This window comes from Streptomyces sp. NPDC058240 (assembly GCF_042882135.1).
Classification (GTDB): Bacteria; Actinomycetota; Actinomycetes; order Streptomycetales; family Streptomycetaceae; genus Streptomyces.
On sequence record NZ_JBHVWT010000020.1, the window covers coordinates 1 to 15,551 of the forward strand.

Genomic DNA, 15,551 nt, shown 5'->3' on the forward strand with positions numbered 1-15,551 from the left:
GAGAGCTACGCCGCAGGACTCCACCTGCGCGGCTCCATCCTCTGGCTACGCAGTCTGCCGACCACCCGGTGATCCGAACTCAGAACAGGCCCTAAGAGCCTCTTAGGCAGTCGCGCGCGCCGGTCGCTGGCAACGCGGGCAGAAGTAGCTGGAGCGGTTCATCCAGGGGCGGCGGCGGATCGGCGTGCCGCAGCGGTGGCAGGGCTCGTCCTCCCGTCCGTAGGCGTCGAGCGAGCGGTCGAAGTAGCCGGACTCGCCGTTCACGTTGACGTAGAGACTGTCGAAGCTGGTGCCGCCCTGGTCGAGCGCCGCGGTCATCACCTCGCGGACATGGCCGAGCAGTTCGGCCGACTTGGGGCGGGTGAGGGTCGCGGTCGGCCGCTCGTAGTGCAGTCTGCTGCGCCAGAGCGCCTCGTCCGCGTAGATGTTGCCGACCCCGCTGATCAGCGACTGGTCGAGCAGGGCCCGCTTGACGGTCGTACGGCGCAGTCGCAGGGCCGCGTGGAAGGCGGCGTCGTCGAACGCCGGGTCCAGGGGGTCGCGAGCGATGTGCGCGATGGTGTCGGGCAGCCCGTCGGGGGTGTTCTCGTGGAGCGACAGCCCGCCGAAGGTCCGCTGGTCGACGAAGCGGAGCTCGGTGCCGAGGGAGTCGTCGAACCGGATCCGGATGCGCAGATGCTTCTCGTCCGGTGCGTCCTGCGGCTGTACGAGCAACTGGCCGCTCATGCCGAGGTGGCCGAGGAGCGAGCTGGACGCGTCGTCCAGCGGCACCCAGAGGTACTTGCCGCGGCGCATCGCCGTTCCGAAGCGGGCGCCGCCGAGCCGGGCCGCGAAGTCCACGCCCCCGGCGAGATGGCGGCGGACCGCACGCGGGTGCAGCACCTCGACATCGCCGACGGTCCGGCCGGTGACCCAGCGTTCGAGACCACGTCGTACGACTTCGACCTCGGGCAGCTCGGGCACGGTGTCGCTCCTGAAGAGAAGATCTGGGAAAAGAGTACGTTTCCGGGCAGGACGAACCCCCCGGTGCGCGGGGGCACCGGGGGGTTCTGGGGGTCAGGCCGGAGCGGCGTCCGTGGACGGCGACGGGCCTGCAGGGGTGTCGGCGGCCCCTCCTTCGGCAGCGGCCTTCGCCGCTGCCGCCCGTTCCTCCGCGGCGGCGCTGATCTCGCGCCAGGCGGACTCCGCCGCCTGCTGCTCCGCTTCCTTCTTGCTACGGCCGGTGCCGGTGCCGTACGAGACACCACCGACGCGAGCAGCAGCAGTAAAGGTCTTCTCGTGGTCCGGGCCGGTCTCCGTGACGAGGTACTCGGGGACTCCGAGGCTCTCGCCGGCGGTGAGCTCCTGGAGGCTGGTCTTCCAGTCCAGGCCGGCACCGAGGTTGGAGGACCTGTCGATCAGCGGGTCGAAGAGCCGGTGGACCAGCTCCGAGGCCGCACTGAGGCCCTGGTCGAGATAGACCGCGCCGATCACCGCTTCAAGGGTGTCGGCGAGGATGGACGCCTTGTCCCGGCCTCCCGTGCCCTCTTCACCCCGGCCGAGCCGGATGAAGGAGCCGAGTTCGAGGCCGCGGCCCACTTCCGCAAGTGCACGCGAGTTGACCACCGCGGCCCGCAACTTGGCCAGCTGGCCTTCGGGCAGGTCGGGGTGGGTGCGGTACAGCGTGTCCGTGACCACCAGGCCGAGCACCGAATCCCCGAGGAATTCGAGCCGCTCGTTGGTGGGCAGACCGCCGTTCTCGTATGCGTACGAACGGTGGGTCAGCGCACGCACCAGAAGGGCGGTCTCGAGTTGATACCCGAGCCGCCCTTCCAGAAGCGTGTGGGACGAGGCTGTGTTGACGTTGTCTGCCTTCTTCTTGGCGTTGGACAACTCAGACATCGGGCCTCTCACCAGCCGCTCAGACCTCGAGGACCTGGCGCTTGTTGTACGTGCCGCAGCTGGGGCACGCGATGTGCTGCAGCTTCGGCTCCTGGCAACGCTCGCACGAAACCAGGGTGGGGACCGCAGCCTTCCACTGCGACCGGCGGTGGCGCGTGTTGCTGCGCGACATCTTCCGCTTCGGAACAGCCACGGCTACTTCTCCTGCTTCTCGTCGACGCCCGCTTCGGCGCCGCCCATGTTGTCCTTCTCGCCGTCCTGAACGGTGTCGGCGAGTCCTTGCAATGCCGCCCAACGGATGTCGACGGCATCATGGTGGTGACCGGGGTTCTCGTCCAGCCTGATTCCGCATTCGGAACACAGGCCGGCACAGGACTCCCGGCACACCGGCTGCATCGGCAGTGCGAGCACCACCGCATCGCGCAGCACTGTTTCGAGGTCGAACAGGCCGTCCTCGATGAAGAGCCTGTCCTCGTCGTCCTCGGCGTCGTCGGCCGGCTCCGCCTTGCTGCTGCGGCCCCGGTCATCGGCGTCAGGGTACGAGAACATCTCCTGGAAGTCCGCCGCAACCTCAAGGCGCAGCGGCTCCAGACACCTTACGCACTCCCCCTCGGCCGACGCACGGGCGGTGCCTGTGACAAGCACCCCTTCCATGACCGATTCGAGGCGGAGGTCCAGCTCCACGGGTGCGCCTTCCGGCACACCGATGACCCCTTCGATGCCGAGGACCGACGGCGAACCGGGTGCGTCCACCGTGCGGGAGAGCCGCTGGAGGGCACCGGGACGCCGACCCAGCTCGTGCGTATCGAACACGAGGGGGTTTCGGTGGTCGAGGTGGCCGTTCAGGGCTTTTCCTGCTTTCGAAATCATGTGCAACGCACATCGTGAGGAGGGCCGACCTGATTCGGAGTCGAAACGGGCAGCCGGGACCGCGGACATACGCGCGACCGAAGAGCCAGGATACTGGACGCGCCGCCCAGCTCCCAATCCGGGCCGTAGGGCCCGTCCGGACCCGCTCCCCGGCCCCGCTCCCGTCCGGTCAGCGCTCCTGCTCGTACCGGCGGAGCTGGTCCAGGTCGATCATGCTGGTGTCGAACAGGCTGGTCTCGTCGAGGGCGCTCTCGCCCTGCTGCTGGAGCGCCTGCTGGGGCTGCACGGGCTGCTGCTGCCAGCCGTCGTACCCCTGGACCGGCACCTGGGCCTGGGCCTGGCCCTGGTCGTAGCCCTGCTGCTGATAGGCCGCGGCGTACGGGTCCGGCTGCTGCTGGTACCCGTACATGTCCTGCTGCGGCTGGTCCTGGTACGCGTAGGTCTCCGCGTAGCCGGGCTGCGTCTGGGCGGGGAAGTGCGGCTGGGCCTGCTGATGCACCGGCTGCGGCTCCGGGGTGGCGAGCCCGGCGAGGCCGGCCCAGTGGTCCTCGTCGCTCATGTGCGCCTGGTTGCCCGCCGCGTCCTGGGCGGCCACGTGCGCGCCGAGCTCGTCGGTGGCGACCCGGCCGTGCAGCTTCTGCCGGCCGCGGCCGACCGCCTCCAGGGTCTTGGCGAGCACGGCTTCGAAGGCGCCCAGCTTGGTGTCGACGTACTCGTCCGCCCGGCGCTGGAGCGTGGCCGGGTCGGTGCTGCGCTCGGGGGCCTCGGCGAAGTCCGGGTCCTCGTAGCCCTGCTCGTCGAAGGCCTGGCCGCGGCCGAGGAGCTTCTCGCGGCCCCGGTCGACGGAGCCGATCGTCTTGGTGAGGACGACCTCGAAGTTGGCGAGCTTGCTGTCGACGTACTCGTCGGCTTCGCCGCGCACCTCGGCGGCCTCCCGGCGGGCCTCGTCGAGGATCCGGTCGGCCTCGCTGCGGGACTGCCTGGCGACCTCGGTGTCGGAGATCAGCGAGGTGCGTTCGGCGCGGGCGGCCCCGATGATCCGCTCGGCCTCCTGGCGGGCCTGCTCGGCCAGCTGTTCCTGGCCGCCGATGAGCTCCTGGGCGTGGGCGAGCGAGCCGGGCAGGGCCTCGCGCACCTCTTCGAGCATCGCGAGCAGCTCGGCGCGGTTGACCACGCACGAAGCCGACATGGGCATCGACCGGGCGTTCCCGACCGCTTCGACGATCTCGTCGAGCTTCTTCTGCACGTCCACCGTGTGCTCGCCACTCTCTACAGCCGATTGGAGACGGACGGGACGACTGTAAGGCCAGTCGGCGCCCGTCCGACACCTGGTGACGGGCCGTCAGCCCCTCAGCCCCGGGCGAGACGCTCGGTGAGGGCCTGGTGGACCAGCGGCGGGAGCAGGTGGGAGACGTCGCCACCCCAGGTGGCGACCTCCTTGACCAGGGAGGACGACAGGAAGCTGTAGGTGGGATTGGTCGGCACGAAGAGCGTCTCGACGCCCGAGAGGCCGTTGTTCATCTGGGCCATCTGGAGCTCGTAGTCGAAGTCGCTGACGGCCCGCAGGCCCTTCACGATCGCCGGGATGTCGCGCTGCTTGCAGAAGTCGACCAGGAGGCCGTGGAAGGACTCGACCTGGACGTTGCCGAATTCCGCGGTGACCTGGCGGATCAGGTCGATCCGCTCGTCGACCGTGAACAGGCCCTTCTTGGACTGGTTGATCATCACCGCGACATGTACGACGTCGTACAGCTTCGAGGCACGGCCAATGATGTCGAGGTGTCCATTGGTGATGGGGTCGAATGACCCCGGACAGACGGCGCGGCGCAACTTGGTTCCCTCGCTCTCCGGTCCGGTCATCGTGCGTCTTCGCACGTAGAGGCGGCGCGACCGTACCAAAGCGTTCCTTCGCCGTAACGGCGGGCCCGCAATGGTTCGAATCCCTCGGGCCAGCCGAATTCTCCGCCCCTGGTGCTGCGTTCCACGGTGACGAGGGCATCGCCCGTGAGCCACCCCTGGGCACGGAGTGTGAGCAGTATCTCGCCAAGATCGTCGTCGGTGACGGCGTACGGCGGGTCCAGGAACACCACGTCGTACGGCTCCGCCGGTGCCGGTCCCGTCACGATCTGTTCGGCTTTGCCGGTGCGGACCTCGGCACCGGGCAGGCCGAGCGTGCGGACGTTGTCCCGGACGATACGGACGGCCTTGGGGTCGGCCTCGACGAGCAGGGCGTGCACCGCGCCCCGGGAGAGCGCCTCCAGGCCGACGGCCCCGGAACCCGCGTACAGATCGGCGATACGGGTGCCCTCCAGGCTGCCGAGGAGGGCTTCCCAGGTGGAGAAGAGGCCTTCGCGCGCACGGTCGGAGGTGGGGCGGGTGCCGGTGCCGGGCGGGACGGCCAGGCGGCGTCCGCCGGCCGAGCCGGCGATCACGCGGGTCATGGGTGTCTGGTCCTCGGTTCGTGGGCGGCCCGCGGGGTGCCGCGACGCCGTGCCACCCACGATATGGCGTGGTGGCGGATCGGGCCCGCGCACCCGGTGTACCGCGGCGTCCCCCGTCAGCCCTTGTCGAGGTACTGCTCGCGCTCCTTGTCGAGCAGCGCGTCCAGCGCGATCCGCAGCTCCGGCAGGTGTTCGAGCTCCGGGTCGGCGGCGACGATCGCGACGGCCTCCTCCCGTGCGGCGGCGATGACCTCCTCGTCGTCGATGACGGTGAGCATCCGCAGCGAGGAGCGGACCCCGGACTGGGCCTGGCCGAGGACATCGCCCTCGCGGCGCTGTTCGAGGTCGATCCGGGAGAGCTCGAAGCCGTCGAGGGTGGCGGCGACGGCGGACAGCCGGGCGCGGGCGGGACTGGCCTCGTGGGCCTCGCTGACCAGCAGGCAGAGTCCGGGGGCGGAGCCCCGCCCGACCCGGCCGCGCAGCTGGTGCAGCTGGGAGACCCCGAAGCGGTCGGCGTCCATGATCACCATGGCGGTGGCGTTGGGGACGTTCACACCGACCTCGATGACGGTGGTGGCGACCAGGACATCGACGTCGCCCGCGGCGAAGCGGCGCATCACGTCGTCCTTGTCGTCCGGATTCATCCTGCCGTGCAGCACCTCGACGCGCAGACCGGCCAGGGGGCCCTTGGCGAGCTGTTCGGCGATCTCCAGCACGGCGAGCGGCGGGCGCTTCTCCCCGTCGTCCTCGGGCGCCTCCTTCTTCGCCTTCTTCCCCGCCGCCTCGTCGTCGGCGTCGTCGCCGATGCGGGGGCAGACCACGTACGCCTGGTGTCCGTTCTCCACTTCTTCCCGCACCCGTTCCCAGGCGCGGCTGAGGAAGTGCGGCTTGTCCTTGGCGGGGACGACGTGGCTGGCGATCGGCGAGCGGCCGGCCGGGAGCTGGTCCAGTACGGAGGTCTCCAGATCGCCGAAGACGGTCATCGCGACCGTACGGGGAATGGGGGTGGCCGTCATGACCAGCAGATGCGGCGGCTGCTTCCCCTTGGAGCGCAGGGCGTCGCGCTGTTCCACGCCGAAGCGGTGCTGTTCGTCGACGACGACCAGGCCCAGGTCGTGGAACTGCACCTTGTCCTCGATCAGGGCATGGGTACCGATCACGATCCCGGCCTCGCCGGTGACGAGGTCGAGGAGCGCCTGGCGGCGGGCCGCGACGCCCATCGAGCCGGTGAGCAGCACCACCTTCGTCCCCTGCTCGGACCCGCCGAGCATTCCGCCCTCGGCCAGCTCGCCCATCATCTCGGTGATGGAGCGGTGGTGCTGCTGGGCGAGCACCTCGGTGGGCGCGAGCATGGCGGCCTGCCCGCCCGCGTCGACGACGCCGAGCATCGCCCGCAGCGCGACCATCGTCTTGCCCGAACCGACCTCTCCCTGGAGGAGCCGGTGCATCGGGTGCTCGGTCGCGAGGTCGTCGAAGATCTCCCGGGAGACCTTCTGCTGTCCTTCGGTGAGGGTGAAGGGCAGCTTGGCGTCGAAGGCGTCGAGGAGTCCGCCGGGCGTGGGTCTGCGGGCCACGGCCGGGAGCTGGGTGTCGGCGTACCTGCGGCGGGCCAGCGCGACCTGGAGGACGAAGGCCTCGTCCCACTTCAGCCGGTCCCTGGCCTCGGCGATGTCCGCCTTGGTCTGCGGGCGGTGGATCTTCAGCAGCGCCTCGGGGAGCGCGGTGAACCCGCGGCCCTCGCGCAGCCCCGGCGGCAGCGGGTCGACGGCTTCCTGCGCGCTGGGCAGCACCGTGTCGACGGCCTTGGCGATCCGCCACGAGTCCAGCTGCTTGCAGGCCGGGTAGATCGGCAGCAGCCGCCCGGCGAAGGCGTCCACCGCCTCCGTGGCCTCGGCCCCGTCGATGGACTCTGCGTCCAGCAGCTGGTACGTGGGGTGGGCCAGCTGCATCTTCCGGTTGAAGACGGAGACCTTGCCCGCGAACATCGCCCGTCGGCCGGGCAGCAGCTCCTTGTGCGGCTTGTGGACGCCGTGGCCGAAGAAGACCAGCTGGAGGCGGCCGTTGCCGTCGGTGAGGGTCACTTCGAGGCGCTTGCCGCGGCCGTTGTTGAACATCAGGACGCGGGCGTCGGCGACCTGGGCGACCACCGTCACGTGCTCGTCCAGCGGGAGCTCGGCCAGCGCCGTGAGCCGGCCGCGCTCCTCGTACCGCCGGGGGTAGTGGTGGAGCAGATCACCGACCGTGTGCAGGTCGAGGTGTTCGGCCATCACCTTCGCGGTGGCTCCGCCGAGCAGCTTCTTGAGGGGTTCATCGAACGCAGACACGCGATCCATTGCACACCACACCACTGACAGATGTCCGGCGGGCACCACCCGGAACCCGGGAATCCCCTGGTCGGAATCGTCGCCACGCCCCTAGGATCGGCTCCCACGCTTCCGGCTCGCGATCACCTCTTCAGGGATCGCCCGACCCGCGCTGTCGCAAGTGCCTCGCCGGGCGAGGCACAGGCCCCCCACCGGCGCTGCGACGATGACATCTGAGACCTCAGCGAATTCCGCGTCCCACGAACACACCGACTCCTCCTCCGGCCGGTCGCCGCACACCTTCCAGGTGGATCTGCGCGGACTGGTCGGCCTTCTCTCCCACCACCTCTACTCCTCCCCGCGGGTCTACCTCCGCGAGCTGCTGCAGAACGCCGTGGACGCCATCACGGCCCGCCGCGCCGAGCAGCCGGAGGCGCCCGCCCTGGTGCGGCTGCACGCGGACGGCGGACGGCTGCGGATCGAGGACAGCGGGATCGGTCTGACCGAGACCGATGTGCACAGCCTGCTCGCGACGATCGGCCGCAGTTCCAAGCGCGACGGGGCGGAGGGGCTCGCCTCGGCGCGCGCCGAATTCCTCGGGCAGTTCGGCATCGGGCTGCTGGCGTGCTTCGTCGTCGCGGCCGAGATCCGGGTGGTGAGCCGTTCGGCGCGTACGCCCGCGTCGCCGCCCGTGGAGTGGTGCGCCCGCGACGACGGTTCATACACCGTCCGTACGCTGCCCGACAGCGCACGACCGGAGCCGGGCACCACCGTGCACCTGACCGCACGGCCCGGCAGCGGGGACTGGCTCGCCGAGGAGCGGGTGCTCTCGCTCGCCCGCGACTTCGGCTCGCTGCTGCCCTACGACGTACGGGTGGGCGAGGCCGCAGTCACCGATCTGCCGGCGCCGTGGGACCGTCCGTACCCGGGCCCGGCGGCGCGACGGGTGGCGCTCGCCCGTCACTGTCACGCGCAGTTCGGCTTCTCGCCGCTCGACGCGATCGACCTGGATCTGCCGCTCGCCGGGATCCGCGGGGTCGCCTATGTGCTGCCGTCCGCCGTGAGCCCGGCGCAGCGGGCCGGCCACCGGGTGCATCTGAAGGGCATGCTGCTGACCGACCGGGCCGACGAACTGCTGCCCGACTGGGCGTTCTTCGTGCGCTGTGTCATCGACACGGACAGTCTGCGGCCCACCGCCTCGCGGGAGGCGCTGTACGCGGACGAGACCCTGGCAGCCGTACGGGAGGCGCTCGGCGACCGGATCAGGCAGTGGCTCACCGGGCTCGCCGCGGGTGAGCCGGAGCGGCTTGCGGAGTTCCTCTCCGTGCACCACCTGGGGGTGAAGTCGCTCGCCCGGCACGACGGCGCCATGCTGCGCACGATGCTGCCGTGGCTGCCGTTCGAGACGACGGACGGGCGTCTGTCGCTGGAGGAGTTCGCCCGGCGCCATCCGGTGGTGCACTTCACACGGACCGTGGAGGAGTACCGGCAGGTCGCGCCGATCGCCTCCGCGCAGGGCATCGGGGTGGTCAACGGCGGCTACACGTACGACACCGAGCTGGTCGAGCGGCTGCCGTCGGTCCGGCCCGGGACGGCGGTCGCGGAGCTGGACGCCGATACCGTCACCGCGCATCTGGACTCCGTCGATCCGGCGCAGGAGCTGGCCCTGGGCGCCTTCCTGGCCGTGGCCCGCGCCAGGCTGGATCCGCTGGGCTGCGACGTGGCGCTGCGCGCCTTCCATCCGCTGACCGTGCCCGCGCTGCATCTCGACGACCGGGCGGCCCGCCACGAGCAGGCCCGCGCCGAGGCGGAGGGGCAGGCCGACGAGCTGTGGGCGGGGATTCTCGGCTCGCTGCGCGGCACTGCGCCGCGCGCCCGGCTCGTACTGAACCACCTCAATCCGCTGATCCGGCGGATCGCTTCGCTGGACTCCGCGGAGCTGGCCGGGACCGCGACGGAGGCGCTCTACGGGCAGGCGCTGCTGATGGCGCAGCGCCCGCTGCGGCCGGCCGACTCGGCGCTGCTGAACCGGTCGTTCATCGGCCTGCTGGAGTGGGCCACGCATCCCGCAGTACCAGGACACTCCCCCGCGGACCCCCAGGAGGACGGCCGATGAGCCCCGACGTCACCACGATCCGCCAGGCCCTGCGGGAGAACGACGGGGAGCCGGAGGGCCCCGCGCGCAACGCCCGCGCGGAACGGCTGCTGGCGGAGGCCGAGCAGACCGGGGACGCCGCCCTGGTCATCGAGGCGCTCACGCACCAGCTGCAGGTCTACAACTACAGCTCCGAGAAGGACAAGATGTTCGTGCCCTTCGCGCGGCTGCTGCGCATGTGGGACGAACGGCCGGGCGATTTCGGCGACTTCATGACCCACCATCTGTTCTGGATGTTCAAGTGGGTCTCCAGCTCCATGGTCGACCAGCCGCACATCCCGCTCGCCGCCATCGAGAAGTGGCAGAGCGAGATGGAGCACCGCTACCGGCTCGCCGGTCACTCCGAGCGTGCCGTGTGCCAGGGCGAGCTGGAGATCGCCCGGCACCTGGGCGATCTGCCGCGTGCCGAGCGGGCGTACGCCGCCTGGCAGGCGGCCGACCGCGACCGGATGGCCAACTGCCATGCCTGCGAGCTGCACGAACAGGGCAGCTGGCAGGCGCAGCTCGGCCTGGACGCCGAGGCCCTGGAGACCTGGGCACCGGTGCTGGGCGGTGAGCACACCTGCGCCCATGAGCCGCACGCCGTGCTGGCGGCCTCGCTCCTGCCGCTCCTGCGCATCGGCCGGTCCGAGCAGGCCCGCGCCCATCATCTGCGCGGGTACCGGATGGTCCGGTCGATGGAGAGCATGCGGAACGCGGCCGCGCAGCACATCGAGTTCTGCGCCCTGACCGGCAACGAGGCCCGCGCCCTGGAGATCATCGCCGAGCGGCCCGCGTACTTCACCGACAGCGGGAACCCCGGCAGCCTGATGGACTACCTGGCCGTCACGGCGCTGCTGATGGACCGGCTGACCTCGCTCGGCCACGGCGGGCAGTCCGTGCCGGGGCCCGCCGGGACGGACTGGACCGCGTCCTCGCTGGCCGTACACGCCCGTACGCGGGCGCTGGAGCTGGCCGCCCGGTTCGACGAGCGCAACGGCACCGCGCGGGTCGGCACGCTGGTGCGGGAACGTCTGGACCGCCGGCCGCTGCTGGACCGGCTGCCGCTCGGTGTACGGGCCGCGCGACTGGCCGCCCCGGACCGGAAGCCGGACGCCGCCCCGACGCCGGGGGCAGCACCGGCGGCGGCGCAGGCACCGCGCGGCCTGGCCGGTCTGCTGGCCGAGGCGCGCCGTCTCTCCGAGGCCCAGCACCCGGCGGCGGGGCCCGCCTGGGAAGCCGTGTCCCACCGGGTCGCCGAGCCGGACGGGGGCGCGGCCGGGCTGTCGGACCATGACCGCGCGTGCGTCGAGGACCACCGGGCGATGTACGGCTCGCTGCCGCCCGCCGAGGCGATGGCGGCCTTCGAGGCCGCCGCCGGTCTCTACGCGGCCGCGGGCGACCCGGGCGAGGCCGCCGCCGCGGCGGGCAGGGCCAAATACGCCCGCGCGCTGGAGCCCGGCGGGGCGGACGAGGCGCTGGCCGGGATCGCCCCGGTCGTGGACCGGGCACTGGCCCTGCACGCCGACGGCGCGGCCACCGCCCGCCAGGCGAGCGCCGTGCTGATGTGCCGGGCCCGCGTTCTCGGCCGGCTGGTGCAGGACGCCCCGGACGAGGCGGCCGCCGAGTCGGCCGTCGCCGGTCTCGAACAGGGGGCGCGGGAGCTGCTCGCGTTCACCGAACCGCTGCGCGCGGAGGCCGGGGTGGCCTCCCGGATCGCGGAGGCGCTGGAACTGCTCGGCGACGTCGCGGCGTACCGGGGCGACCCGCACGGCGCGCTGGAGCGGTACGAGCGGGCCGCCGCGGAGACCAATGCCGCCGGGCTGCCCTGGTACGCGGTCGAGTGCGAGGCCAAGGCGTCCGGGCTCGCCGCTCAACTGGAGGAGTACGAGCGGGCGGAGAGCGCGGCACGGGCCGCGCTGGAGCACGGGGCGTCGTTCGTCCCGGCGCGCGGACGGGCCCGGCTGCATCTGCGGCTCGCCGAAATCCTCGTCGGCACCGGGCAGTTCGCCGAGGCGGCCGAGCAGGCGCTGGACGCCGCGCACTGGGCGGACGAGTCGGGCGAGAGCGCGACGCTCGGGGTCCATGCCCGTCATCAGCTCGGCGGCTGGCTGCTCCGGCTGGACCGGGCGGCGGAGGCGGCCGCGGTGCTGGAGACCGTGCTGCCCGACATCACGTCCGCGGAGCACGGTGACGGCATGGTCGTGCAGACGCTGTGGTGGCTCGGCGACGCGCTCACGGCGCTCCACGAGCCGCGGGAGGCGGCCGAGCACTGGCTGAAGGCGGCGGACATCGCGCGCGGCTGGCCCGAGCAGCACGACCACGCGATGCTCGCGAACCTGGCCGCGCAGGCGCTCTACCGGGCCGGTCTCGACCCGCAGGCGGAGCTTGCGTACGCGCGAGCCGGGGAGCTCTGGCGCGAGCTGGGTGATGTCCCCGCGCTGGTGCGAACGCTGCGGGTACGGGCCTGGATCGCGATCCGGGAGGGGCAGCCGGGCCCGGGGGCGGCGCGGGCGTTCATGGCGTCGGCCGCGCGGGAGTGCGAGGCGGCACTGGCCTCCGGCCCGGCGGACGGGGCGCCCCGGCTGCTCGCGGAGCTCGCGGACACCCACCGCCAGACCGGCGAGCTGATCGCCCACGTCTGCCAGGGCGAGCCGGGCGAGGCGCCGGAGTACGAGGAGGCGCTCGGGTACGTGGACCGGGCGGTCGCGGGCTTCACGGAGGCCGGCGCCGGTTTCGTCGGCCTGCGCACGGCCGCCGAGCTGATGGCCGCCTGGCTGGAGGCCGACCTGGACCGTCCGGAGGCGGCACGGGAGCGGGCCCGGAAGGTCCTGGAGCTCCACGGGGCCGGGGAGCCGGACGAGTCGGACGAGGAGCGCCGCGCGGAGGCCGAGGCGCTGCTGGACTACGTGGCCAGGCGAACCGGCCCGCCCGGCGCCCGGGGCCCGGCGGCGGGCGGCGCTACTCCACCCCGATGAGCAGCGGAGCGCGCTGGTGGCCACCCCGGTACACCACCGTGTCCACCGCCAGATAGCCCTCGCGCACGTGCTCCTCCAGCACGTCCGCGAGGCTGTCGGGGATGTCCTCGCCCAGGACCAGGGTGACCAGTTCGCCGCCCGCCGCCAGCATCCGGTCCAGCACGTCGCGGGCCGTCCGCGACACGTCCTCGCCGATGACCGCGACATCGCCGTCGATCAGGCCCAGGATGTCGCCGGCCTGGCAGATGCCCGCCATGGTCCAGGACTGCCGTTCGGCGACGGCGAGTTCCGCGTAGCGGGTCGCGCCGGCGGCGGCGGTCATCGCCACCACGTCCTCGTCGAAGCTGCGGTCGGGTTCGTGGACGGCGAGGGCGGCGATGCCCTGGACGGCGGCCCTGGTCGGGATCAGGGCGACCCGGACGCCCTCCGAGCGGGCCTGTTCGGCGGCAGCGGCGGCGGTGTGGCGCAGCTCCGCGTCGTTGGGCAGCAGGACCACCTCGCGGGCGTGCGCCCGGCGGATCGCGTCGACCAGTTCACCGCTGGCGGGCGGCTCCCCGGGGCGGGCCAGGACCGTCGTGGCCCCGGCCTCCTTGCACAGGCCGCGGAGCCCGTCGCCGGGGACCACCACGACGACCGCGCGCTGCACGGGCTCGGTGTGGGGGTGCACCCGGTCCGCGCCGAAGTGGGTGATCCGGATCCGGTACGGCCGCCCCGCCTCGACCCCGGCCTCCACGGCGGCGCCCGCGTCGTCGACGTGCACATGGACGTTCCACAGCCCGTCGCCGCCCACCACCACGAGCGAGTCGCCGAGCCGGTCGAGCCGGGACCGCAGCCGGTCCACCGCGTCGTCCGTGGCCTCCAGCAGGTAGATGACCTCGAAGGCCGGTCCGCCCTCCGTCTCGGCCGCCGCGCAGTCGTCCGCTACGGGAAGGGCAGGCACGGCCACGTGGGTGCGCTCGGGCGCCCGCCCGCAGACCGCTTCGACGAGCGCCCCGAGCACCGTCACCAGACCGCGTCCGCCGGCGTCCACGACGCCCGCCCGGCCGAGGACGGCGAGCTGTCCGGGGGTGGCTTCCAGGGCCGTCCGCGCTCCTTCGTACGCCGCCTGTACGACCTCCGCGGTTCCGGCGTCGTCCTCGGTGCGTGCGGCGGCCTCGGCGGCCGCGGTGGCCACCGTCAGCACGGTGCCCTCGACGGGGTGGGCGACGGCCTGCCGGGCCGCTGCGGCGGCGACGGCGAGCGCCCGGCGCAGCTGGTCCGCGTCATGGCCGACGGCCAGCACTCCGGCCATCCCGCGCAGCAGCTGGGCCAGGATCGTGCCGGAGTTCCCCCGGGCACCGATCAGGGCGCCGTGCGCCATGGCCCGTACCGCGTCGGCCGCGACGGGTGCGGTCGCACCGGTCTCGTGGGCGGCGAACACCGCTTCGACGGCCTGGGTCGCCGATTCCACGGTCAGATAGAGGTTCGTACCGGTGTCCCCGTCGGCGACCGGGTACACATTGATCGCGTCGATCGCCTCGCGCTCCCGGCCCAGCGCCTCCAGGGCCAGTGAGCACCAGGTACGCACCGCGACGGCGTCCATGTCGTCGGCGGTCTGCGGCACCTGTCGGTCCTCCTCGGATTCGGCCGTGGGCGGCCGGCTGCATCGCAGAGTAGTCCCCGCGCACCGGGTCCGGCGGGGACAGGGGCCGGCGGGACAAGGTCCGTGAAACCCATGGTAGTTTCGTTCTACCGACGCAGCCGTTGTATGCTGCTTCGGTTGCCCGATGAGAGTCGGGCCATCCCTCCGGCACCGCCACTTCAGTCAAATGATTCCGGCGCGCCGGATTTCACTGTAAGTGCATCTGAAGTCTTTGGAGTGACCCGTGGCTGCCAACTGCGACGTCTGCGGCAAGGGGCCGGGCTTCGGCAACAACATTTCGCACTCGCACCGCCGTACGTCCCGTCGCTGGAATCCCAACATCCAGCGCGTGCGTGCCGTGGTCGGTCGGACGCCGAAGCGGCTCAACGTCTGCACCTCGTGCATCAAGGCCGGCAAGGTCGCGCGCTGACGTTCCCGTCGTAGCGCAGCCTTCCGGTTGCCCAAAAAGCCGGTCCACCTCGGTGGACCGGCTTTTTGCTGTGCCCGGGGCGCCCTCACCCGGTACGCGTCCGCCAGCCGTGGTCGACCGGGCCGATCCCGGCGCCCAGCGGGAAGCCCGCCGCGATCGCCCCGGTGACGTACGCCTTCGCGTCCCGTACCGCCGTGGGTACGTCCTGTCCCAGGGCCAGTCGGCAGGCAATGGCCGAGGCGAGTGTGCAGCCGGTGCCGTGGGTGTGGCGGTTGTCGTGCCGGGGGGCGCGCAGCCAGTGCTCCTCGGTGCCGTCCGTCAGCAGGTCGACGGGTGCGCCCGGCAGGTGACCGCCCTTGACGACGACCCAGCGCGGCCCGAAGTCCAGTACCGCGGCGGCGGCCCGCCGCATCCCCGGCTCGTCCTCGACGTGGATGCCGGTGAGCTGCGCCACCTCGTCCAGGTTCGGAGTGGCGACCGTGGCGGCCGGCAGCAGTTTCGTCCGTACGGAATCGAGCGCCTCGGCGGCCAGCAGCGGGTCGCCGTGCTTGGAGACGCCGACCGGGTCGACGACGGACGGGGCGTCGGTGCCGGCGAGGAGCTCGGCCACGGCCTCCACCAGGACGGCCGACGACAGCATTCCGGTCTTGACCGCCTGCACCCCGATGTCGTCCACCACACTGCGGTACTGGGCGCGCACGGCCTCGACGGGCAGTTCCCAGGCGCCCTGCACCCCCAGCGAGTTCTGCGCGGTGACGGCGGTCAGCACGCTCATCCCGTGCACGCCGTGCGCCAGCATCGTCTTCAGGTCGGCCTGGATGCCCGCACCGCCGCCGGAGTCGGATCCGGCGACGGTGAGCACACGGGCGGGTACAGCGGCAGATACGGGCATA

Annotated in this window: 13 protein-coding genes; 3 read left to right on the forward strand and 10 right to left on the reverse strand. The window is 72.2% G+C overall.

The genetic code is table 11. From position 1 onward, the window contains the following. Positions 1-102 precede the first annotated feature (102 nt). From mutM to recG, 8 genes are all read right to left on the reverse strand, one after another. Complete coding sequence (gene mutM, locus ACFVX4_RS26510) at positions 103-963, reverse strand: bifunctional DNA-formamidopyrimidine glycosylase/DNA-(apurinic or apyrimidinic site) lyase (protein WP_389981496.1); 861 nt, start codon at positions 961-963, stop codon at positions 103-105. A gap of 93 nt (positions 964-1,056) precedes the next feature. Further along, positions 1,057-1,881 (reverse strand): ribonuclease III, encoded by an 825-nt coding sequence (rnc, locus tag ACFVX4_RS26515; RefSeq protein ID WP_389981498.1) that lies wholly within the window; start codon positions 1,879-1,881, stop codon positions 1,057-1,059. Between the two features lie 19 nt (positions 1,882-1,900). Further along, positions 1,901-2,074 (reverse strand): 50S ribosomal protein L32, encoded by a 174-nt coding sequence (gene rpmF / locus ACFVX4_RS26520; protein WP_003965982.1) that lies wholly within the window; start codon positions 2,072-2,074, stop codon positions 1,901-1,903. A 2-nt stretch (positions 2,075-2,076) separates the two neighbouring features. Continuing rightward, positions 2,077-2,751, reverse strand: a complete 675-nt coding sequence (locus tag ACFVX4_RS26525) for a YceD family protein (protein WP_389981500.1) — start codon at positions 2,749-2,751, stop codon at positions 2,077-2,079. A 169-nt stretch (positions 2,752-2,920) separates the two neighbouring features. Further along, positions 2,921-4,003, reverse strand: a complete 1,083-nt coding sequence (locus ACFVX4_RS26530; RefSeq protein WP_389981502.1) for a cell division initiation protein — start codon at positions 4,001-4,003, stop codon at positions 2,921-2,923. 98 nt (positions 4,004-4,101) lie between these two features. Further along, the gene (coaD, locus tag ACFVX4_RS26535; RefSeq protein WP_389981651.1) at positions 4,102-4,581 is read right to left on the reverse strand and encodes a pantetheine-phosphate adenylyltransferase; all 480 of its coding nucleotides are present in this window, start codon (positions 4,579-4,581) and stop codon (positions 4,102-4,104) included. A gap of 26 nt (positions 4,582-4,607) precedes the next feature. Next, positions 4,608-5,192: a 16S rRNA (guanine(966)-N(2))-methyltransferase RsmD gene (rsmD, locus tag ACFVX4_RS26540; RefSeq protein WP_389981504.1), complete on the reverse strand. Its 585-nt coding sequence runs from the start codon at positions 5,190-5,192 to the stop codon at positions 4,608-4,610. Between the two features lie 116 nt (positions 5,193-5,308). After that, positions 5,309-7,525: an ATP-dependent DNA helicase RecG gene (recG, locus tag ACFVX4_RS26545; protein WP_389981506.1), complete on the reverse strand. Its 2,217-nt coding sequence runs from the start codon at positions 7,523-7,525 to the stop codon at positions 5,309-5,311. A 196-nt stretch (positions 7,526-7,721) separates the two neighbouring features. Here recG and ACFVX4_RS26550 point away from each other — a divergent pair, with 196 nt between their 5' ends. Together ACFVX4_RS26550 and ACFVX4_RS26555 are read left to right on the forward strand one after the other, a co-directional pair. Beyond that, positions 7,722-9,611 (forward strand): HSP90 family protein, encoded by a 1,890-nt coding sequence (locus ACFVX4_RS26550; RefSeq protein WP_389981508.1) that lies wholly within the window; start codon positions 7,722-7,724, stop codon positions 9,609-9,611. Continuing rightward, entirely contained in the window at positions 9,608-12,607 is a 3,000-nt protein-coding gene (locus ACFVX4_RS26555) for a tetratricopeptide repeat protein (RefSeq protein WP_389981510.1), read from the forward strand. The genes ACFVX4_RS26550 and ACFVX4_RS26555 overlap by 4 nt, the downstream gene beginning before the upstream one ends. On the opposite strand, the gene ACFVX4_RS26560 is transcribed toward ACFVX4_RS26555, so the two are convergent. Next, positions 12,591-14,210, reverse strand: a complete 1,620-nt coding sequence (locus tag ACFVX4_RS26560) for a DAK2 domain-containing protein (RefSeq protein WP_389981512.1) — start codon at positions 14,208-14,210, stop codon at positions 12,591-12,593. The genes ACFVX4_RS26555 and ACFVX4_RS26560 overlap by 17 nt on opposite strands. A 262-nt stretch (positions 14,211-14,472) precedes the next feature. Here ACFVX4_RS26560 and rpmB point away from each other — a divergent pair, with 262 nt between their 5' ends. Further along, positions 14,473-14,658: a 50S ribosomal protein L28 gene (rpmB, locus tag ACFVX4_RS26565; RefSeq protein ID WP_030928661.1), complete on the forward strand. Its 186-nt coding sequence runs from the start codon at positions 14,473-14,475 to the stop codon at positions 14,656-14,658. Positions 14,659-14,743: 85 nt separating this feature from the next. On the opposite strand, the gene thiD is transcribed toward rpmB, so the two are convergent. Continuing rightward, entirely contained in the window at positions 14,744-15,550 is an 807-nt protein-coding gene (gene thiD / locus ACFVX4_RS26570; RefSeq protein ID WP_389981514.1) for a bifunctional hydroxymethylpyrimidine kinase/phosphomethylpyrimidine kinase, read from the reverse strand. Between the last annotated feature and the right edge of the window lies 1 nt (position 15,551).